22 protein-coding genes and 1 riboswitch are annotated in these 19,514 nt (G+C 40.7%); of the genes, 13 read left to right on the forward strand and 9 right to left on the reverse strand.

What is annotated here, in order from left to right; all coding sequences use genetic code 11:
* Positions 1 to 141: 141 nt before the first annotated feature.
* The gene (locus L3V42_RS17375; RefSeq protein WP_235763897.1) at positions 142 to 309 is read right to left on the reverse strand and encodes a hypothetical protein; all 168 of its coding nucleotides are present in this window, start codon (positions 307 to 309) and stop codon (positions 142 to 144) included.
* Positions 310 to 471: 162 nt separating this feature from the next.
* On the opposite strand from L3V42_RS17375, the gene L3V42_RS17380 reads away from it, so the two are divergent.
* Entirely contained in the window at positions 472 to 1,401 is a 930-nt protein-coding gene (locus L3V42_RS17380) for an SDR family oxidoreductase (RefSeq protein ID WP_235763898.1), read from the forward strand.
* A 195-nt stretch (positions 1,402 to 1,596) separates the two neighbouring features.
* Here the strand turns inward: L3V42_RS17380 and L3V42_RS17385 are convergent, their stop codons facing one another.
* Complete coding sequence (locus L3V42_RS17385) at positions 1,597 to 2,319, reverse strand: MerR family transcriptional regulator (RefSeq protein ID WP_238472569.1); 723 nt, start codon at positions 2,317 to 2,319, stop codon at positions 1,597 to 1,599.
* Positions 2,320 to 2,403: 84 nt separating this feature from the next.
* Between L3V42_RS17385 and L3V42_RS17390 the strand changes: the two genes are divergently transcribed.
* The 6 genes from L3V42_RS17390 to L3V42_RS17410 all read left to right on the forward strand — a co-directional run bounded on the left by L3V42_RS17390 (position 2,404) and on the right by L3V42_RS17410 (position 5,689).
* Positions 2,404 to 3,105: a CPBP family intramembrane glutamic endopeptidase gene (locus tag L3V42_RS17390; RefSeq protein ID WP_235763900.1), complete on the forward strand. Its 702-nt coding sequence runs from the start codon at positions 2,404 to 2,406 to the stop codon at positions 3,103 to 3,105.
* 105 nt (positions 3,106 to 3,210) lie between these two features.
* Positions 3,211 to 3,582, forward strand: coding sequence for a YdeH family membrane protein (locus L3V42_RS17395; protein ID WP_238472570.1), 372 nt, complete (start codon positions 3,211 to 3,213; stop codon positions 3,580 to 3,582).
* Positions 3,583 to 3,593: 11 nt separating this feature from the next.
* Positions 3,594 to 3,722 carry a DUF1572 family protein gene (locus tag L3V42_RS18595; RefSeq protein ID WP_369412917.1) on the forward strand — a complete coding sequence of 43 codons (129 nt, stop codon included), beginning with the start codon at positions 3,594 to 3,596 and terminating at the stop codon, positions 3,720 to 3,722.
* Positions 3,723 to 3,787: 65 nt separating this feature from the next.
* Complete coding sequence (locus L3V42_RS18600; RefSeq protein WP_369412919.1) at positions 3,788 to 3,976, forward strand: DUF1572 family protein; 189 nt, start codon at positions 3,788 to 3,790, stop codon at positions 3,974 to 3,976.
* 512 nt (positions 3,977 to 4,488) lie between these two features.
* Positions 4,489 to 4,875 carry a VOC family protein gene (locus L3V42_RS17405; protein ID WP_238472571.1) on the forward strand — a complete coding sequence of 129 codons (387 nt, stop codon included), beginning with the start codon at positions 4,489 to 4,491 and terminating at the stop codon, positions 4,873 to 4,875.
* A 97-nt stretch (positions 4,876 to 4,972) separates the two neighbouring features.
* Positions 4,973 to 5,689, forward strand: a complete 717-nt coding sequence (locus L3V42_RS17410) for a dihydropteridine reductase (protein WP_235763903.1) — start codon at positions 4,973 to 4,975, stop codon at positions 5,687 to 5,689.
* Between the two features lie 133 nt (positions 5,690 to 5,822).
* Here the strand turns inward: L3V42_RS17410 and L3V42_RS17415 are convergent, their stop codons facing one another.
* Together L3V42_RS17415 and L3V42_RS17420 are read right to left on the reverse strand one after the other, a co-directional pair.
* Positions 5,823 to 7,802 (reverse strand): acetoacetate--CoA ligase, encoded by a 1,980-nt coding sequence (locus tag L3V42_RS17415; RefSeq protein ID WP_235763904.1) that lies wholly within the window; start codon positions 7,800 to 7,802, stop codon positions 5,823 to 5,825.
* Positions 7,803 to 8,086: 284 nt separating this feature from the next.
* On the reverse strand, positions 8,087 to 8,818 hold the full coding sequence (locus L3V42_RS17420; RefSeq protein ID WP_235763905.1) for a polysaccharide deacetylase family protein: 732 nt from the start codon (positions 8,816 to 8,818) through the stop codon (positions 8,087 to 8,089).
* Positions 8,819 to 9,019: 201 nt separating this feature from the next.
* Here L3V42_RS17420 and L3V42_RS17425 point away from each other — a divergent pair, with 201 nt between their 5' ends.
* Entirely contained in the window at positions 9,020 to 9,337 is a 318-nt protein-coding gene (locus L3V42_RS17425) for a CHY zinc finger protein (RefSeq protein ID WP_235763906.1), read from the forward strand.
* Between the two features lie 135 nt (positions 9,338 to 9,472).
* On the opposite strand, the gene L3V42_RS17430 is transcribed toward L3V42_RS17425, so the two are convergent.
* The 5 genes from L3V42_RS17430 to L3V42_RS17450 all read right to left on the reverse strand — a co-directional run bounded on the left by L3V42_RS17430 (position 9,473) and on the right by L3V42_RS17450 (position 13,144).
* Positions 9,473 to 9,913, reverse strand: coding sequence for a DUF4181 domain-containing protein (locus tag L3V42_RS17430; RefSeq protein ID WP_238472572.1), 441 nt, complete (start codon positions 9,911 to 9,913; stop codon positions 9,473 to 9,475).
* Between the two features lie 654 nt (positions 9,914 to 10,567).
* A complete protein-coding gene (locus tag L3V42_RS17435; RefSeq protein WP_238472573.1) occupies positions 10,568 to 11,713 on the reverse strand; it encodes a conserved virulence factor C family protein in 1,146 nt (381 codons plus the stop codon).
* 33 nt (positions 11,714 to 11,746) lie between these two features.
* Positions 11,747 to 12,190: a YueI family protein gene (locus tag L3V42_RS17440; RefSeq protein ID WP_235763910.1), complete on the reverse strand. Its 444-nt coding sequence runs from the start codon at positions 12,188 to 12,190 to the stop codon at positions 11,747 to 11,749.
* A 141-nt stretch (positions 12,191 to 12,331) separates the two neighbouring features.
* Positions 12,332 to 12,508, reverse strand: coding sequence for a YfhD family protein (locus L3V42_RS17445; protein ID WP_235763911.1), 177 nt, complete (start codon positions 12,506 to 12,508; stop codon positions 12,332 to 12,334).
* 18 nt (positions 12,509 to 12,526) lie between these two features.
* Positions 12,527 to 13,144, reverse strand: a complete 618-nt coding sequence (locus tag L3V42_RS17450) for a spore coat protein (RefSeq protein ID WP_235763912.1) — start codon at positions 13,142 to 13,144, stop codon at positions 12,527 to 12,529.
* A 155-nt stretch (positions 13,145 to 13,299) separates the two neighbouring features.
* Here L3V42_RS17450 and L3V42_RS17455 point away from each other — a divergent pair, with 155 nt between their 5' ends.
* The 5 genes from L3V42_RS17455 (at position 13,300) to ade (ending at position 18,789) form a co-directional block, all read left to right on the forward strand.
* A complete protein-coding gene (locus L3V42_RS17455; RefSeq protein ID WP_238472574.1) occupies positions 13,300 to 14,247 on the forward strand; it encodes an MBL fold metallo-hydrolase in 948 nt (315 codons plus the stop codon).
* 141 nt (positions 14,248 to 14,388) lie between these two features.
* Entirely contained in the window at positions 14,389 to 14,625 is a 237-nt protein-coding gene (locus tag L3V42_RS17460) for a hypothetical protein (RefSeq protein WP_238472575.1), read from the forward strand.
* A 262-nt stretch (positions 14,626 to 14,887) separates the two neighbouring features.
* Positions 14,888 to 15,397 (forward strand): hypothetical protein, encoded by a 510-nt coding sequence (locus tag L3V42_RS17465; RefSeq protein WP_369412918.1) that lies wholly within the window; start codon positions 14,888 to 14,890, stop codon positions 15,395 to 15,397.
* Between the two features lie 575 nt (positions 15,398 to 15,972).
* Positions 15,973 to 16,728 carry a hypothetical protein gene (locus L3V42_RS17470; RefSeq protein WP_238472576.1) on the forward strand — a complete coding sequence of 252 codons (756 nt, stop codon included), beginning with the start codon at positions 15,973 to 15,975 and terminating at the stop codon, positions 16,726 to 16,728.
* 71 nt (positions 16,729 to 16,799) lie between these two features.
* Positions 16,800 to 16,901: riboswitch (purine riboswitch) on the forward strand.
* Positions 16,902 to 16,998: 97 nt separating this feature from the next.
* On the forward strand, positions 16,999 to 18,789 hold the full coding sequence (gene ade, locus L3V42_RS17475; protein WP_235763916.1) for an adenine deaminase: 1,791 nt from the start codon (positions 16,999 to 17,001) through the stop codon (positions 18,787 to 18,789).
* Positions 18,790 to 19,514 lie beyond the last annotated feature (725 nt).

Genomic DNA, 19,514 nt, shown 5'->3' on the forward strand with positions numbered 1-19,514 from the left:
CAGCTTGAACCCTTTCATCCAATGTGTGTTTCATTACTTTCTCAGACATAATAAAAACTCCCTTTATAGTAGTAGAGATCTTTTATTATTTCTCTGTCTACTATAAAGGGAGCATATCACTGACCCCGTGTCCCGGTTCGACTAAATAATCGGGTAATATTCTTCATATCGTGGATGATAATAATAGGGTGGTCTTGGGCAGATAAAGGGCATGGTAAATGTTTGTGGATTATCATTATATAGTAATTGCACTTTTTTATCGGAATGATTGATTAGTAATAACTTCACTTCAGGATTATAATAATTCAAGCAATATCATCCTTTCATTCTTCACTCTTTTATTCTATTCAATTCCCTTCCGGAGTGAGCCCGTATGAACAATAATTTGCACGTCACGGACGGTGACCATGCACTTTAGCGGGATGGAAAACATAACGTGGGACAAATGACTATTCTAATAAGGAGGTCACTATGTCTCAAGACAAGCAAAATAATAGCAATAAGCACGATTATCCCATGCGCCCCAATTACGGAAAAATAACGAAATACGAAGAAATCCCGATTACAGTTCCCGAACAGCGGCAGTTACGGCAACCCGGTGTAGAGAAACTAATGGTTCCAAGGCCAATTATCGAAAATCCAAATTATAAAGGCAGTGCTAAATTAAAAGAAAAAGTATCGCTTATCACAGGTGGTGATAGTGGAATGGGGGCAGCCGCCGCCATAGCTTTTGCCAAAGAAGGAGCAGATATTGCGATTGCCTATTTAGATGAACATGAGGATGCAAATCGGACAAAGAGGAGAATTGAAGAGCTTGGACAGCGTTGTTTATTACTGCCCGGTGACTTGAGGGAAAAGGAGCAGTGTATCGAAATTGTAGAAAAAACGATTCAAAAATGGGGACAGCTTGATATTTTATGTAACCATGTGGGAATTCAATTTCAACAATTGAGCTTGCTTGATATCTCCGATGAACAATTTGATGATACGTTTAAAGTAAACATTTATTCTCACTTTTTCACGACACGTGCAGCACTTCCTTACTTAAAGGCTGGAAGCTCCATCATTAATACATCTTCTGTTGTGGCATACGATGGGAATGATCAATTAATCGATTACACAGCGACGAAGGGAGCTAATATTGGGTTTACCCGAGCGCTTGCAAATAGTTTGATTGATCAGGGCATCCGGGTGAATGCCATTGCGCCAGGACGGATTTGGACGCCACTCATCCCAGCAAGCTTCTCGGCAGATGAGGTGACATTAGCGGGTAATCCGATGCAACGTCAAGGACAGCCATTTGAAGTTGCACCAACGTTTGTTTATCTTGCTTCGGATGATTCACGTTTTGTGACAGGGCAAACACTTCATGTGAATGGTGGGCAATGGATGTCATCGTAGAAAAAAGCTGCTGCATTAAACAAGAAGCCTTTGAGGAGGAGGCTTCTTGTTTTTTAGAGCTTAGATTATAAGAAATAAAGGAAGACTAGGGGAACGGGCAGGAAAAATGCAACCGATACAAAAGATTGCGGCAACTCTAATCAAATCTTTTTTCAAAGTTACACCGCCCGATTCACGAAATTACAGTTAACACAATTAAAAATGCACTTCTATACAACGTTCGGCAAACTCCAGTACTTCTTCTGAAATCGGATATAGTCCAGTTTCTTCAGCAGGCAGTTTTCTTATCTCCCAAAACTTTTCCATCAGTTCGGTATCGCCTTGAAAGTTTTCATTTGTTAGCTCGATTAATTTCAAGGCAACATCCAACCCTTCGTCGGATTCAGGCTTCCTACCGTATTTAATACACCATTCGATTCTCTGTAACACAGCAATGTATTGTTGGGTTATTTCGTCATTATTGCTGAGATTCGGTATGATTTCCTGCAAAAAATTTCTTTCATCTTCTTGAAAATAATCGATCCATTTTTTGCTGCTGTTATCTGAATTTCGAACAAGCCGGGAAACATGTTCCCATGAAAATGATTCCTCCAAATCAATCATATGAATCAATGAGGTTGTGTTGGAAATACTTGCTTGCAGCTTCGAGAGTTCTTCCTGTAAGTAATTGTAATGGGAGACAAGAATTTGTCTATAGGATAGTTCATCTAAAATGTCGCGAATATTATCCAGTGGAAGGGAAAGTGATTTTAAAATGATTATTTTTTCTAAAGTAAAAAGGTCATCCTCCGAATAATAGCGCTTCCCATTATCATCTTTAAAACTAGGGGTCAGCAGGTTGATCTGATCATAATAACGAAGCGTACGCACAGATATATTTCGTTGCTTGGATACTTCCCCAGTCGTCCAGCGTTTCATCAAATTCCTCCCATTCATGCTTGCAGGTTACGTAGCGTCATCTAATATAGTTGAATTATATCATAATCAGGAAGAGGGATGAGGATGCAATTACAGCAAATGAACTGGAAAAAGCATGACTATTGGGGTTGGAAAGAATTCGTATTATTAATGCTCGTTGAATTTGGATTGATACTTGGAGTGGTCAAACCTTTTATTCAACCAATCTATTCCAACCTGTTTGAGAATGACTTATATTCGGGTACTTTATCTGGCTTAACAATGGCTATCATATTAATATTAAGTGTTTATTTTATCGCACTCCGGCCAAGGAAACTTACCTGGAAAGAAGTTGGGATCGAACCATTTGCTGCGAAGGATTGGAAAATGATTCTTGTTTATTCGGCAGTCTTTATGGTTGGTGCTGTAGTCATTATGACTCTTACAAGTTTGATCGGAAATACATGGGAAAATGAGAAAACAGATGCGATGCAGCAAAACAGGAGTTTCTTCATGCTTGCCATTGCTTTTATTTCCGCGGCAATTATTTCACCAATCTATGAAGAGATTTTTTACCGTGGGTTTATTTATCGCTGGCTACGAACGCGCATCGGTTTGGTTGGAGCTATCTTGCTCAGCTCGATTATTTTTACCGTTGTCCATATTCCAACCTACAATGCGATGCCGGTAAACTTCTTGGCTGGAATTATCTTTGCTTATGCTTATGAACGATCGGGTTCAATTTGGCCTGCGGTTCTTATTCATGGGATAACGAATGGTGTAATGGTTTTATTGGCGAGTTTGTAAAATTTTTTAAAACAGTAAAGTAAAAGTGAGACTTCATCTTCATCAAAATCGTAATATTTAGCAAGTAATTACCAGCATGAACAGAATAAAAAGGGAGCGCAGAAAATGGTTAAAAAACTTCCGATGGTATTATTTACGTTAATATTAGCTATCGCTGTAATTTTAATCGCAGCGAGACATCCAACAGGCCCTAATACTGTTTCATATGAAGAACCTTTTGGTTTGTGGCTGTCTATTGGAATGGTCATTATTCTTTTTTTACCGGGACTGATTTTAGCTTTATTCAAAAACCGGACTGCCAATATGATATTAATCGTATTCCAAGCATTTGTAGCAATTGTATTTCTAGGGATGATGCCAATCGGATTTATTTTCCAGGGGAGTATTGGGGTAAGTGTTATTGCACTTCTAGGAACACTAGTCAGTATTGCAAGCATTGTAATAATAGCGAGAACTGGATTGAGGCGGGAAGGTTAAGTTACTGAGGCTTGTCAACGTCCTTTTCTGTAAGATGGACTGACTTTCTAACCACAGATGGGGAAAAAGCTGACCGGAACCGTGATCAAGAATTTATCGATGATATTTCGGCGACATCAGATATCGTTACATACTTGTAAAAAGGCTGGAAAATCTTGATACACTCCATGACTTAGACGAGTGGGTTTTAATAAAGCAGGTATCTATTCGGGGAGAAAACCATTTGGTTATGGAAGCAATTGAAAGACAGGTAGCACATTATGCTTATCATGTTGGTCAAATTGTCTATATTGGTAAGCAATTGAAAGGTGTAAACTGGGAGAGTTTAAGTATTCCTAAAGGAAAATCAGAGGAATATTTGAAGGAAATGCTTAAAAAGCAAAAAGGAAATTAATCTTTATATGTTGAAATTAAGTTTTTTACTTCTGTAACAGAATAATTTATGCTAGTTTATTCTTCTGGTAGGGTGGAATTCACCTATTGGATATTTAGCTGGATTTTGTCTGGTAGGGCATCTCCCACGAGACAGTTTCACGGATTTCTAGCTGATTTTGTCTGACAGAACTCTTCTATGAGACAGCTTCATAAATTCCTATCTGGATTTGTCTGATAGAACTCTTCTCTAAGACAGTTTCACGGATTTCTATCTGGATTTGTCTGATAGGACTCTCCCATGAGGCAGCTTCACAAACTCAGAGTTAATTGTGTCTCATAAAATGTCCGCCTGCGAAGTCATAATTGCTAGGACACCCTTTAATAAAATATTAAGTACAACTCACTATGAGTAGTGAATTTAATATAACTATTGGTTATCAGTTCGTATAACAACTATATATTGTATTTATCAGATATTGTTTAGTAAGATGAAACTAACGGTAGATATTGAAAATATATGGAGGAATTCACATGATTATTGGTCTGCATCACGTACAAATTACCATTCCAACGGGGATGGAAACGGAAGCGAAAAACTTTTACTGCAACGTGTTAGGGTTGTCTGAAATTGAGAAACCAGAAGCTTTGCAAGGACGCGGAGGATTTTGGCTAAAAGCAGGAGATAGAGAAATACATGTCGGAGTAGAAGAAGGATTTGATCGAACGAAAACAAAAGCACATGTAGCTTATCAAGTTCTCGATATCGATTATTGGAGAAATGTTATAAAACAAAATAATGTTGAAATTGTAGAAGCGATAGCTCTTCCTAATCATAAACGGTTTGAATTTAGAGATCCTTTTGGGAATAGGGTGGAGCTTACACAGGTAGTGCAGCAGGAGGAAGAGTCGAATAGATAAAGAATTAAAATGAATCAATCCATTTAGTTGAGAACTGTTATCATTTAGTGTATATTAAGCAGTAACAATCTATCTAATGGAGCGAGGAGAATATGTCATGCAAATATATTGGACGAAAATAAATAAGATTGTTGAAGAAACGCCCGAGGTTAAAACGTATTTCGTCGACTGTCCGGAAGGCCTTACATGGGAGGAAGGTGCCCATATCCACTTGGCATTAGAAGGTTTTAATGCCGGAGATAAACCAAACCGCAGTTTAATCCGCCACATGTCCATCTCCACTTTACCACAGGAAAATTCAATCGGGATCACGACACGCATTAAAGAACAGTGCTCGGAGTTTAAAGAAAATTTAAGAGCGCTCAAAATCGGTGATGAAGTTGCGATATTCAAGATTCATTCGAATGTACCGCTTAAAAGGGAAGATAAAAATGTCTACCTGCTGTCATCGGGTGTCGGGCTGGCAACATTCAGACCGCTTGTGCTTGATTATTTCGAGCGTGCTGATAACGTCAATCAAATGCATTCCTTAAACATTGATTCATCAAGAGATTTCCTATTCCCTGATATTTTTGAATCTGTCGCTGATAAGAAGTTCACCTCACAGTTCGTCGATAATCGTAAAGACTACTATGAAGAAGTGAAAAATCTTGCTGCAGACAAGGACGGACTATTCTATGTTGTCGGTAGTGACGAATTTTTAAAGCAGAGCATTGAAGTTTTGCAAGAGCAAGGTGTTAAGCCAGAACAGATTATGCTCGATAAGCATAAACAACAACGTCCTGAGTTTTTGTCAGTTGATGTGTCCGTTTAAGGAATGAGCTATTCCCTATACTGGCGTTCTCGAAACGATTGGGAATTACACTCGAATTACAGACTAGGCTTTTAAATGATAACGTAACAAGGCTTGGAGGTCGAATCTCCAAGCCTTGTTTCCATTTCTGCTATTATAATTCTTTCGCAAACTCCAAGAAATAATCCAGTGCTTGCTGATTCCCAAGCGATCCTTTATTTACAACGCGTTCTGCCGACTGTCCCATCAGAATCTTCTTCACAGGCACTTCCAGCTTCTTGCCATTCAACGTTTTCGGCAAGTCTGGTGCAACGTAAATTCCTGTTGGAACATGACGCGGGGAGCAATAATCCCGAATCTGTTTCTTAATACTTGCCTTCAACTCCCTAGTAAGCTCGTATCCTTCTTTTAAAACGATAAATAATGGGGTGATGGAATCCCCAGAAGGTGACGGGATATCGACGATTAAGCTATCTTCAATTTCCGGAATCTTATCGACGGCACGATATATTTCACTTGTACCAATCCGGATGCCACCTCGATTGATTGTTGCATCCGAGCGCCCGTAGATGACGCAAGTCCCCCGGTTCGTCACTTTAATATAATCCCCGTGACTCCAAATTCCATCATACAAGTCAAAATAACTTTCATACAGACGTGTTCCAGCTGCATCGTCCCAGAAGAAAATAGGCATCGCTGGGAAAGGTTCGGTTAGTACAAGTTCACCGACTTCATCAATATGGGCAAGCCCAGCTTCATCGAAACTTTCCACTTTTGCTCCGAGACCACGGCATTGCAGCTCACCTGCATAGACTGGTAAAATAGGCGCTCCGATGACGAAGGCTGTACAAACATCGGTGCCGCCGCTGACGGAAGCAATCCAGAGATCTGCTTTCACATTATCATAGCACCATTTGAACCCTTCAGGTGGCAGAGGTGACCCGGTTGAGCTAATATTCTGCAGAGCACTTAAATCAAACTTCTCTTTCGGCTTAAGGTCTTCCTTCATGCATGCCGTGATATAGCTTGCACTTGTTCCAAAAAGGTTCATCTTCGTATCTTGGGCAAGCTTCCAAAGTGTATCCGTGGAAGGATATGCAGGGTTTCCGTCATAAAGGATGATCGTTGTTCCCGTAAGCAGACCCCCGACAAGGAAATTCCACATCATCCAGCCGGTTGTGGTGAACCAGAAGAAGCGATCATCTTCACCTAAGTCACAGTGGAAGGTAAGTGCTTTCAAATGTTCGATTAACATCCCGCCTTGACTATGTACGATTGGTTTGGGCGTTCCAGTCGTGCCGGATGAAAATAAAATCCAAAGTGGTTCATTGAATTCGACATGTTCAAATGTTAAGTTTTTTTCTTCTGTGTTTTCAGCAGCTTTTTCCCAGCTGATCGGGCTTTTCAACTTGCTGAAGTCAGCGTCGATTTTTAAATAAGGTATCGTGATGGTTGCTTCAAGGGAAGGGATTTCCGCTTGAATCGATTGGACAGTCTCCAGTCGGTCGAACTCTTTCCCGCCATAGCGGTAGCCGTCTACGGCGAACATAACTTTTGGTTGGATTTGTTTAAAGCGGTCAATGACGCTCTGCGTTCCGAAGTCAGGCGACGCGCTGGACCAGATTGCTCCTAAGCTTGCGGTTGCTAGGAAGGCAACAACGGTTTCATAGTTGTTGGCGCTGTAGCTGACAACCCGATCCCCTTTTTGCACACCGAGTTTCTTCAATGTTTGTTGAATGGCCAAAGTGTCCTCGTATAACTTCCCCCAGCTCACTTCTCTAAGTTCAGGTCGTACTTCAGATGTATAGATAATTGCTGTTTTCTCTGAATCTCTATTTCTGAAAACATGCTCCGTATAGTTGATGGTTGCTCCTTCAAACCATTTCGCACCTGGCATCTGCCGCGCAGAAAGGACGGATTGATAAGGGGTGCTTGACCCGATATCAAAGTATCCCCACATCGCCTCCCAGAATGCTTCCAGTTCGGTGACGGACCAGTCCCATAGTTTGTCATAGCTATCAAATGAAAGCTTGCGATGTTGCTGCAGCCAGACCATGAAGTGGTTCAGGTTGCTGTTTTCTTTTCTCTCTTGTGTTGGTTCCCATAATAATGTGCCCTCTTGAATGCGCTCCATCTGACGACCTCCTTATCGTTATGTGAATTACTACCATTATATGAAAGCGTTTGCTGTGTGTAAAGGAAACCTTCTCCTCATGTATGTATTGAAAAGGGAGTGATCGGGACATGGGCAAGTTGTTACGTGAGGAATCCATTTAAAATCGTGATGTTTTCCATCAGAAATCTTTTTCTCGTAGCTTGCTGGGGTCGGATAAAATCACACTTACGGAAAGTCCAATGGAATGGGCCATGTTGGAATGCTCCTTATAAGGGTTAAAAACGTTGAAGAAATCTTTACAATCACTTGAACTCCTGATCAGCCAACTGTACAAATTCAAACCCTGCTGCTTGTAAAAGCGGAACTGCAGTCTGCACCCCCTCGGCCGTTCCGCTATTTGGCTGGTTCATATGCAATAACGCAATCGATCCTGTCTTCGCATCAAGTAAAGCACGCTCCACTTCTGCAGCAGAGTACGTTGCGCCGGCATCTCCTAAAATATCAAAATTCACGATTTCATATCCCAAGTCGTTGGCAAGTTCGACAGCGACCTCGTCATAATAGGCTGTACCGGAACGGAAGAGCTTCATGTCACGTCCGGTTAACTCCTTTATCGTATCATGATTACCCATGATTTCAGCAAAAACTTCCTCCGCTGAATTGGTTCCCAGAATCCCCCAAGCTTCGGCACCATCAACTGAAAGCGGAGCGTGGGTCGTTCCGTGGTTTTCGATTTGGAAAAGCGGATCGTTTGCGAGATTTAGGAAAATTTCCTGGTTATCAAAAATCCATCGTTCATTTACAAACAGTGTCGCGGGAATCCCTTCTTCACGTAGAAATGTAATCAACGCTTCGTCATAACCGTTTCCGAAGTCGCCACCACACGCATCAAACGTCAGAGCGATTTCTTTTTCACCTGTCACGAATCGCGTCTTCACTCCTGTGACGTTTTCTCCCCATTCGTTAGGCTCGCGCTCATACGCTGTTAAATCAATCTCTGACTCTAATTGTTCTTTAAATTTCACATTGCGCATGGTTTTGGCTACATGATCAGACTCTGAAACAAGCTCATTACAACTCACAAGAAAAATTACGCTTATAAGTAATAGGATATATCTCATTCCATTAACCTCGCATCTTTGTTATTTTGACAAAATTGAGGGAGTTCATTATATTTTATCTAAAGTATAAATCATAAATGGTAACGTCTACCAGTATAACAAGGAGAAGATGGAATGAAAAAGGTATACGGTTTTATAGTGGATGATGAAACGCGTTGTACGCACTATCAAACGAAAAAAGACATTATCGCCATCAAATTTAAGTGTTGCGATAAATACTATCCTTGCTATAAATGCCATGCGGAGGCGGAAGACCATAAGCCGATATTATGGGAGAAGGCGGAGTACGATGAAAAGGCGGTGCTCTGCGGTGTCTGTCGTAAGGAGCATACGATTGATGAATATTTGCAGACGGATCGTTGCTTAAAGTGCGACTCTTTCTTCAATGAAGCTTGTGAATACCATTATCATTTGTATTGGAAACGGGAGTAGAATAAGCGTTATTTGATTGGCAGGGTGCCTCTACTGGATCGTATCATTGTTTCCTCTCTTAATTTGTCCAATAGAGCACCTTCTGCAAAGTCATCATGATTAGGCAAGCAAGTGAAAATGTTTGATTCGAACTTATCAAATCATATCGGACGAAATAAAACGGATGATGAGAGCGAATAAGACAGCCCAGCAGCATAATCGAGTAAAGGTGAATACATACACTTTACGATTCGTGACGTATTTCCACTGGATAATTGCACGAAGTAATTCAGAAGCCCCGAGCATCGCAAATAAAAGATACCAAGGCAGGACAATAGGTCCCTCGGGCATTTGAGCATTTAAAATAATTAAACTAATAAATATGGATAAGATAAAAATAATTCTTATCGTCCAGTCTAATGTTTTGTGCAGGTTATTTACAAATTTGGACGAATAGTATTTTGCTTGTTTTTTCTCTACCTTAAAGAGCTTGCTGAGGATCATATCTGTTCCGGCCAGCGTGATTACAGTGATCGCTACTATAATAATTAATTTGAACCAAAACGTGGAATCCAAGCCATAGAAAGCATCATTCATTTAAAGACCTCCTTCTATATATGTTGATTTTAAGTTTTATACAGCTTGTTCTTTTTGCTGAGATTAACACAGGTGGCCTAAGCAGATTCGCACGCTATCGGAGATTAGCGCGCGATAAGCGTACAAGCTCGCACGTCACTTGGGAATTGCGCATCGTAACACTATAAACTTCGCACGTTGCCCGGGGATTACGCACCATAACAGTATAAACGCGCACGCCACTCAGGAATTGCGCACCGTAACAGTATAAATTCGCACGCCCCCGAGAATAGCAGATGAACTAAACATGCGACTTCTTTAATGCAACTTATTTAGGTAATATCAAGTTAACACATTGAGTTTAATTTTGCTTTGTTTCCTAAATTCAGTTTACATTTCTTAATAAGGATTGTAAAATTTTTCTTTGTGTTCAAATAATACGAAATAAAGGAGGTTGCGCGATGGATACGAAACATACCTATCCAGATTGGGCTGAAGTAATGGAACTAGAGCCAGACGAATTTCCTTTAAGTAAAAAAATCGACAACTAAAAATAATACGGAGTTTGTGTCTTGGGAAAAAGCGATTCAAGAACTAGACTTACCAAACGATACGAAGCTTTAACCAATAAAAAAACTCCTAAAGCCTTCCCCACACCAGCTTTAGGAGTTCATTTTAATCTTTTTTCGAAATAGCCTGTGTCATCTGATGCCAGATAGATCCCTTCGCTTCCTTGCCGCCTTTGATTCGCTCTAAGGCGAGCTGTACTTGCATCCGTACTTCAAACTCTGGATCATTTATTTTTGCCTCAAGGGCAGGAATCGCGCGCTCGTCCCCGACTTCATAGAGGAACATGGCACCTCTCCAGCGGACAATCTGACTTTTATCATCCAATGTTTTCATCATTTCCGGGATTGCTTCTGTAAAACCTAAATCAGATAGACAATCTCCTGCCGTTCGTCTTACGTTTACGGCTTTGTCTTTAAGTGCCTTGTACAGCGATGGCAGTACTTCCGGTTCTTCAATCATGCCGAGATAAGCTGTTGCAAGTCTCCTGACAGATGCCTTTGCATCATCCAACGCTTTATCTAATAGCGGAAGATGTTTGAGGGATGGTTCGATAATTTTATCGAGTGCCGCATAACGCACTTTCCAATCGGGATCATCGAGCACCTCCAATTGCACATCATCATCCGAGTTTTTCTCAAGTTCCGAAGCATCGCGTTCTTCAATCGCAAGTTCGACAAGCTGATTGAGTTTTTCCTTGTCATGAGTAGCGATCAATTCCTCCACTACTTCCTTGCCAATTTCATCACTTTTTCCGTAACGCGGATCTTGTTCGACCCATTTACGTTCGAAAATGAAACTATCCGAGACTGCAGTTGCTTTCATGATTGCTTCCTGGAATGCTTCTGGAAGGCCGAAGCGTTTTTCATCATCCCCGTCTTCGAGTTTTACCTGAATGGGAATGCCTCGGAAAAACTGAACGAACACGTTAATTTGCCCGAAGCTTTGTGTCGGCTCACTTGTTTCTTCCATATGTAAGTCCTCGGGGTTCTCCTCTGCTCCTAGCACTTCACGTACTTGCGGAAGGAGCTCTTCCCATGGAACTTTCGGGGTCCGAGCAAGTGCGATGAAATCAACGACACGGTAAATATTTTTAACTCCATCAATTTGAAAAAGCTCTTTCACATATTCCGGAGCATCTGTTAAGTCATCACTATTTTTATAATTATAACTTTCGTCAGCAGGCAGCTCTTCACTCACATTGATTTTCATGGAGTGGGGGCTTGGTGTCGGTTCAATTGATATAATTCTCACAGTAAAAACCTCCCTCAGACTTTCTCGTAACCCTTACCGGAACCAGTTTTTAATTTTTGAAAGCAGGGTTTCTTCTTTTTCCTCATCTTGCTTTTCTTCTTCTGGTTCCTCTTCTTTAATAAAGATTTCTTCTTTATTAATTGCGTAATCATACGTTAATACAGCACCGATGTCGGTGTCATTCTCTTCGTTTGTGATTGTGGTATAAGAGATGTTGTGTTTTGCAGCGAGTGCTTTTTCTTCTGTTAGAAAACGGTGAGCAACATGGCCATTCATGATTAGCTTTGTACCGGGATGTTGCTGCATCGCTTCGTCCAGTTTTTGAAGACCGGAGTCACTCATGACCTGACCGATTGTAAGGGCGATGACAACCCGTTCGCGCAAGGTACCGAGAAAACGGATTCGCTCTCCCTCTTTCGGAAGACGGACACCGTGAATCCCTTCTGTTATATAGTCATTCACATTTCGTTTACTCATGGTTATTCATCCTTTAAGAGATGTTTTCTTACTTTTAATGTACGTGAAATATCGCTGAAAATCAACTAAAGGCGGTTATATGCATGCGTTCTTCATCATATTAAAAAATCAGGTCTCCACCTCGTGAAGACCTGATTATTGTTATTTATTTTTAATTCTTCGGATGGCAGCTCTATCCCTTGCTTGAGCTTCCCAGTCGTCCGCATCGGCAAATTCCTCAGAAAACTCGACATCCATGCCATCGCTATATTTTAACTGTTGCTTCGGCGTTTGGCTGGATACAGCATTTTTCTTTTTCTTGTGTTCATCTCGACCCATGATTAGCCTCCTCCATGTTTAATGGGGCATTTGCCCTTGGACTTTTCCAAAGCTATTGATATAAATATCCATGTCCTCTTGTTTCAGTTGAGGTACTTGGTAATATTTATTTTTGTTTTGGTATAGGAAAATTTCATATGCCATTTCAATTAGGTTCGGGATACTGTCAGCGAAAACACGGCGCAGAACAGGGTTTGTCGTTTCCAGTGCTGTCGTTGTAAAGTGGGACGCACAGCTTTTTAAATGTCCCATCATAAAACTCGAGTAACTGGAATCATTAATTTCATTCATCGATTGGGCAGGAGTCTTCGGCTGGCTTGCTTCCATGCCATAAATCGTATCATTGCCATATGGCATATTATATGTTTGCGTCTTGACAGCAGGCTCCTGACCAGTTTGCAGGGCATCGATAATCGTATTGTACATTTGGGTCAAATACGATTTCTGTCTGGAGAGAAGCTGCTTTAATTCCGGGTCTTGAATATGCTGCTCGTACATAACGGAATGCTCAAGCGCGCCAACTAAACCATCAATCGCTTCATGGGAATCAAACAATTCATGTCCCCCGTGGCTTATCTCGGCAGGCATTTCGGACGAATCTTTAAAATTTTGATTTTGTGGTTGTTGATTGAACAATTGGATGACCTCCTTCATATTATCGGTATTATTCTCCTCCGATTGAGGAATGTTATGCATGATAATTTTTGCCGTAAGCTTGGTGTTTGTTTTAGGCAGATGATTGGAATTTTGATATGATGGGGGTAGATGAAGAATAAGGGAGTGGATGTTTCGTGAAGGAGAAGCAACCGATTCAGCTGGACGAACGGATTTCATTAATTGATGGTTTTGATATGGACATACCGAGCAGAACGGGTACATATGTCATTCAGGAAGAGGAATTGACGCTTATCGAAGTGGGGCCGAGTCCGTCTGTAAAATATATAAAGCGGGGACTTGAAAACGTAAGAAGATCATTTGCAGAAGTGAAGTATATTATTGTCACCCATGTGCATCTGGATCATGCAGGTGGTGCAGGCTATTTACTTCAGCAATGTCCGAATGCGACGCTGATTGTTCATCCACGCGGCGCGAGACACTTAATTGACCCGACAAAACTTGCGGCGGGAGCGCGGGCCATTTATGGCGACAGTTTCTCGGATATTTATGATCCGATTGTTCCTGTTCCAGCGGACAGAGTAGTGGAGAAATCAGAAGGTGATACACTTAAAATTGGACCTGACTGTACATTGGAATTCTTGGATACACCAGGCCATGCGAAACATCATTTCAGCGTATTTGACCCAGCAAGTAATGGGATTTTTACAGGGGATACAGCAGGCGTCCGTTATGAGCTGTTGCTTCAAGAGGGGATCGAACTATATTTACCGACGACATCACCTAACCATTTTAATCCAAATGATATGCATGCTTCTCTTAACCGCTTTGCGAAAAAAAACGTTGACCGAATTTATTTCGGCCATTTCGGTATGACAGAAAATCCAAAAGAAGCGTTGAAACAAGTAGCGGAATGGCTGAATATTTACGTGGAAATCGCGGAAGAGGTTGTAGATGAGGGTGGCGATTATAATGAAATCGCTCGCAGGGTTTTAAAAAGGATAAAAGAGCATTTGAGAGGCTTAGGCATTCCAGATGATCATGAAGTGTACATTATCATCAACCTGGATGTACAGATAAGTGCGCTTGGGATGATTGATTATTTTCAGAAGATAAAGCAGTGAGAATAGATATGAAAATAGGGTGGATTGAGGCAAATTCTCAATCCACCCTATTTTCATGGTGGCTCCTAAATTAAAATTGGCCGAGGAGCTTCATGATGAATTAGCAAAGAATAACCTTTAAAGAAAAGGAGGTTATTCTTTATGCTTGGACTTATTATTGCAATCATCGCCTTTAACGGGATTGCCTTTATGAGAGTGAAGCGACTCGCTAAAAGTCACATCGTTCATATTTGTACTTTTACGATCCTTTTTCGCGTATCAGTTGACCTCTTGTTGAGTGTGAAATATGGGGCTTATTGGTATTTCGACAGGGAAATTCAATGGTTGGATGTTCCTGCAGTTGCTTTATTATCCCCATCAGCCGCTCTTTTATTTTAAAACGGATATCCATCTCAAACCTCTCGATTAAAGCGTATGTTATATATTCTACTATGGTCCCTAATCATTACGGTTTATGAAGCTTTAACCTTGCTTCCTGAACCGTGGGTTTTTTTCATCATGGGTGGTGGAAATTGAAGTATTCGGCTCTCGTTTACCCAGTATTATTCTGCTTTATATTGCTTTATTATAAATGGATCCGGCAAATAGAGGAGAAAGAGAATAACAAAAGGTTTGACCATTTCTCTAAGGAGTCACGAAAATGAACAATTATAATTATGATAATACAGCGAGACGCTATAAAGCTCATGTAAGTTTATGTGGCACTACGCAGCTCCATCTAAGAAATCCTTATATTATTGCCTGGTGGTCTGCTGCATTCCCGGGGTGTGGTCATTTACTTTTACCCAAGTATTTGAGAGGATATTCGCTTTTTCTCTGGGAGATTATAGTGAACAATATGTCTCATTTGAATCTCGCCATCATGTACTCTTTTACAGGTACCTTTCACATGGCAGGGGAGGTTCTTAAGCGAAGAGTGCTTCTTTTATATTTGCCGGTCTACATTTTCGCTATCTGGGATAGTTACCGGGCAACGGTAGATCTAAACAAAATTTTCATATTAGCTGAACGTGAAAATGCCAATTTTAATTCTTATGCCATTGGCTCGTTGGAGAATAACAAATTGTATAAAAGCGAACAACGAAAGTTTCTTAAGCAAAAGTATCAACAATATCCAATTAAAATCCCGGCATCCCACGAGGTGAAGTAGATTGCAAATTTTTTCTGCTTTTGAGCATTCAACCTATCTTGAGCTCGTGATTACGGCTATAGAGGAATTGGGGATATAGTGAAAATATTCTTGCGGTACCACTTGAAAATCGGATGCAAGAAAGAAAACTATTCGATACACTTCACCGTGCAGATGGAATTAGTTTATTTGATAAGGCAGCCACAATTGGAACAAGTATTGGCTTTGTATTAGAGTGGGGAGCGATTTTTTGAGGATTAATTGGTGGGGCAATCGGATTTACGTTTGGATTTGTGATTGACTACGTTCTTAATAAAGTTGTATATAAAAGAAAGAGGATTTCAAGGGGAAAGTATGCTGGGGTGAATATTAGTGATTAACTGTCCGGATGAACTAGTTGAAAAAGTGGAGCAGCTATTGTGGGATCATCTTGCGTTAGGGGTGGCTAACTTAAAAGGGTAATTTCTGCTGAAGAATCTTGCGAAATTTAAATGAATGGGATATCATCCATTGATTTATGCTATTATTTAGGAATAGAGTGCAACTAAGAAAGTAACTAGATTTTTATACAGAATTTGCAACATTGGGGGAGGCGTATGAATAGAGGTACGAGAATATTTATTTATAGGAAGTTAACTACGACCTTTGTTACGACGGCATTTCTTTCCACTTTTTTCGCTCTTTTCACTTTTAATATTGGCTTTGAAGCGGAATATAATCAAGGAAATCAGTTCCTCGGCTGGTTGTATGTTTATATGTTGTACATCGGATTAATCATCCTTTTATACGGAAATATGGTATCCATGGCGATTGAATATTTGCAGGGGAAATGGTTTCAACAGCATGATTGGTTGTATGTAACGCTTCACGGATTATTTGGATTGGCGAATGGTATCCTGTTTCAAAGTTTACTAGCTGCAGTGTACGGGATGGCAGCTGCTTTTTCTTATGGGATAATTGATAAATGGTTGCACGCAAGAAGTAAAGAGGCTAAAAAGATGAAAGTCATCTTCTTTATACCAGTCGCTGCCATTGTTATTTGCTGGGGTTATTTACAAATCATCTCACCGCCCATGCCGCCATTTACAGCGGAGGATGCCATTCTTGAAGCAACTTCTGGTGAAGATTCGATTACGGAAGGCTTCCCTAGGTATGTTGGACAGCGGGAAGAAAAGATTGAGGATTATCGCGTCATAAAAGAAACAAATGTAGAAAAAGTTGGCAAAGAAACGTATCTTGTTACCTTTACGGAGGCGTGGAAGAAAGGTGATGAGAAAGATGTGGGGGAATTCGCTTATAAAGTGGACCGAAACAGTATAACTGCCCATAGTTTGCAAGGTGCTTATAAGTAGGGTTTGTTAGAAGATTGACCTAACCTCATTCGATGTATGTTTTGACAAAAATACTTGCAGAGCTCTAAGATAGATTTATAGTTATAGCCCAATGTATAAGCTTGAGAATATGGCTCAAGCGTTTCTACCAAGTGACCTTAAATCACTGGACTACATGATACAGAAGTTGCCAGGTGTATTCGTATAAAAAAATATGCCTCCTTCTTTACTCATGTGCGGATAGTCTGGAATTGGTTTCCAGACTTTTTTATTTTTAAAGGAGGCTCATCAATGTATAAACAACATCATGAAATTCATACGGAATTAGCAGAAGTGGCTTTAGGTAAAAGGAAGGCAGAAGTTGTTATCGAAAAAGGGACATTGGTTAATGTTTTAACGAGTGAATTATTGGAGAATCAGAGTATTGCCATATCGAATGGAAGAGTCGCTTATGTTGGAGACGATGTAACACATACGATTGGACCGGATACAAGAATCATTCAGGCAGAAGGAAGATATATTGCACCGGGTTTAATGGATGCCCACATGCATGTGGAAAGTACGATGTTATCTGTGACAGAATTCGCAAAAGCGGCTATGGCAAAAGGAACGACAAGCATCTTCATGGATCCGCATGAAATTGCGAATGTATTCGGTGCAGAAGGGGTTCGCCTGATGCATGAAGAGGGTCAGCAATTACCGCTGAAAGTGTTCACTACTTTTCCATCTTGTGTACCTGCTACTGATCACTTGGAAGATGCTGGTGCGAAGCTGGATGTTGCAGATATTAAAGAAGGCCTGACATGGGACAATGTAGTAGGCCTTGGCGAAGTGATGAATTTTCCAGGTGTCATTCAAGGTGATGCGAAAATGATTGGTGAAATTAAAGAAACGATGAAAGCGAACAAGACCGTAACGGGACATTTCCCTGATGGAAGTGATGAAATGCTGCAAGCTTATATTGCTTCCGGTGTCACGTCTGACCATGAAACCGTAACTCGTGAAGAGGGGCTTAAAAAAGCTCGCCTTGGAATGCATGTGATGATTCGGGAAGGTTCTGCTTGGCATGACGTGAAAGAAGTCATCAAAATTGTTACGGAAGATAAGGTAAGTACAGAAAATATCATGCTCGTGACAGATGATGTTTATCCCCAGACCCTTGTGGAACAAGGCCATTTAAACCATGTTGTCCGCCGTGCGATTGAAGAGGGAGTGGCCCCGGTAACAGCTATCCAAATGGCCACGATTAATGTCGCACGTTATTATAGGAAGGACCATGACCTTGGCAGTATCGCACCTGGGAAATGTGCGGATATCATGCTGCTTGATGATTTGCATACGGTCGAACCAACCCTCGTTATGACGGACGGCCAAGTAATCGTAGAAAATAAACAGATTGTCGGTGCATTTCCTGCATATCTATACCCGGCACATATAAAAAACTCCGTACAAGTCGGGAGAAAGTTTAAACCGGAAGATTTTCTATTGAAATCAAAAAGAGATAATAGCTCTACCCGGATCAATGTCATTAAAGTGATCGAAAACAGCGCACGAACGGAAAAGCTGGAAGCAGATGTTCCAGTAGTTGATGGGATTATTCAACCGGATGTTGAACAGGATATTCTTCGGATCGCATGTATCGATCGTCATCATGGTTCCGGACAACTATCACTCGGCTTTACACAGGGCTTTCAAATTAAAAAAGGTGCAGTAGCCTCCACAGTTGCCCATGATAGCCATAATTTGTTAGTGATGGGTGAAAATGTAGGGGATATGGTAGTAGCGGCTAATTTATTGGCAGAGTCGGGCGGGGGAATGATTGTTGTACAGGACGCTGAAGTTCTCGCCCATGTCAGAATGCCAATTGCGGGGCTGATGTCAGACCAGACTTTGGAAACGGTCATTCGCGAAGTAACGGAGCTTGAACAAGCGTGGAAACAAATCGGTTCATTGATCCATGCTCCATTTATGACGTTTTCGCTCATTGCCCTACCGGTTATCCCTGAAATTCGGATAACGAACCGGGGAATTGCCGATATAACGAATTTTGAATTGATTGAAACGGAAATAGAACCTAATTAAAGGCTGCAATCTTGGAATATTTAATAAAAAGCCACTTTGACTTATATATAAGTTGAATTAAATATTTTACCACCTATTTATCTTGTCATTATGACTTATAGGGAAACGCTATGAGACACAATCAGTTAGAAATTCATGACATTGTCTCATAGAGTGGCTCTATTAGACAATGTCAGCTCTATATCCGTGAAATCTGTCTTATATAGAATAGCTCTATGGGACAATTCGTCTGCTATATTCGTGGAAATGTCTCATAGGATAGCTCTCAAAGACAAATGGTCTGCTATATTTGTGAAATTGTCTCATAGCTGATCTCTCAAAGACAAATCGTCTGCTATATTTGTGAAACTGTCTCATAGCCGATCTCTCAAAGACAAATCGTCTGCTATATTTATGAAACTGTCTCATAGCCGATCTCTCAAAGACAAATGGTCTGCTATATTTGTGAAATTGTCTCATAGCTGATCTCTCAAAGACAAATGGTCTGCTATATTTGTGAAATTGTCTCATAGCCGATCTCTCTAAGACAAATCGTCTGCTATATTTGTGAAACTGTCTCATAGCCGATCTCTCAAAGACAAATTGTCTGCTATATTTGTGAAACTGTCTCATAGCCGATCTCTCAAAGACAAATGGTCTGCTATATTTGTGAAATTGTCTCATAGCTGATCTCTCAAAGACAAATGGTCTGCTATATTTGTGAAATTGTCTCATAGCCGATCTCT

Origin of the sequence: Oceanobacillus alkalisoli (genome assembly GCF_022213125.1) — a bacterium.
GTDB classification, from domain to species: Bacteria; Bacillota; Bacilli; order Bacillales; family Amphibacillaceae; genus Oceanobacillus; species Oceanobacillus alkalisoli.

Bases quoted from the DNA above. Each gene is read 5' to 3' on its own strand.
- L3V42_RS17380 (WP_235763898.1), top strand. From the start codon at position 472: ATGTCTCAAGACAAGCAAAATAATAGCAATAAGCACGATTATCCCATG.
- L3V42_RS17385 (WP_238472569.1), bottom strand. From the start codon at position 2,319: ATGAAACGCTGGACGACTGGGGAAGTATCCAAGCAACGAAATATATCT.
- L3V42_RS17390 (WP_235763900.1), top strand. From the start codon at position 2,404: ATGCAATTACAGCAAATGAACTGGAAAAAGCATGACTATTGGGGTTGG.
- L3V42_RS17395 (WP_238472570.1), top strand. From the start codon at position 3,211: ATGGTTAAAAAACTTCCGATGGTATTATTTACGTTAATATTAGCTATC.
- L3V42_RS17405 (WP_238472571.1), top strand. From the start codon at position 4,489: ATGATTATTGGTCTGCATCACGTACAAATTACCATTCCAACGGGGATG.
- L3V42_RS17410 (WP_235763903.1), top strand. From the start codon at position 4,973: ATGCAAATATATTGGACGAAAATAAATAAGATTGTTGAAGAAACGCCC.
- L3V42_RS17415 (WP_235763904.1), bottom strand. From the start codon at position 7,802: ATGGAGCGCATTCAAGAGGGCACATTATTATGGGAACCAACACAAGAG.
- L3V42_RS17420 (WP_235763905.1), bottom strand. From the start codon at position 8,818: ATGCGCAATGTGAAATTTAAAGAACAATTAGAGTCAGAGATTGATTTA.
- L3V42_RS17425 (WP_235763906.1), top strand. From the start codon at position 9,020: ATGAAAAAGGTATACGGTTTTATAGTGGATGATGAAACGCGTTGTACG.
- L3V42_RS17430 (WP_238472572.1), bottom strand. From the start codon at position 9,913: ATGAATGATGCTTTCTATGGCTTGGATTCCACGTTTTGGTTCAAATTA.
- L3V42_RS17440 (WP_235763910.1), bottom strand. From the start codon at position 12,190: ATGAGTAAACGAAATGTGAATGACTATATAACAGAAGGGATTCACGGT.
- L3V42_RS17445 (WP_235763911.1), bottom strand. From the start codon at position 12,508: ATGGGTCGAGATGAACACAAGAAAAAGAAAAATGCTGTATCCAGCCAA.
- L3V42_RS17460 (WP_238472575.1), top strand. From the start codon at position 14,389: ATGCTTGGACTTATTATTGCAATCATCGCCTTTAACGGGATTGCCTTT.
- L3V42_RS17465 (WP_369412918.1), top strand. From the start codon at position 14,888: ATGAACAATTATAATTATGATAATACAGCGAGACGCTATAAAGCTCAT.
- L3V42_RS17470 (WP_238472576.1), top strand. From the start codon at position 15,973: ATGAATAGAGGTACGAGAATATTTATTTATAGGAAGTTAACTACGACC.
- ade (WP_235763916.1), top strand. From the start codon at position 16,999: ATGTATAAACAACATCATGAAATTCATACGGAATTAGCAGAAGTGGCT.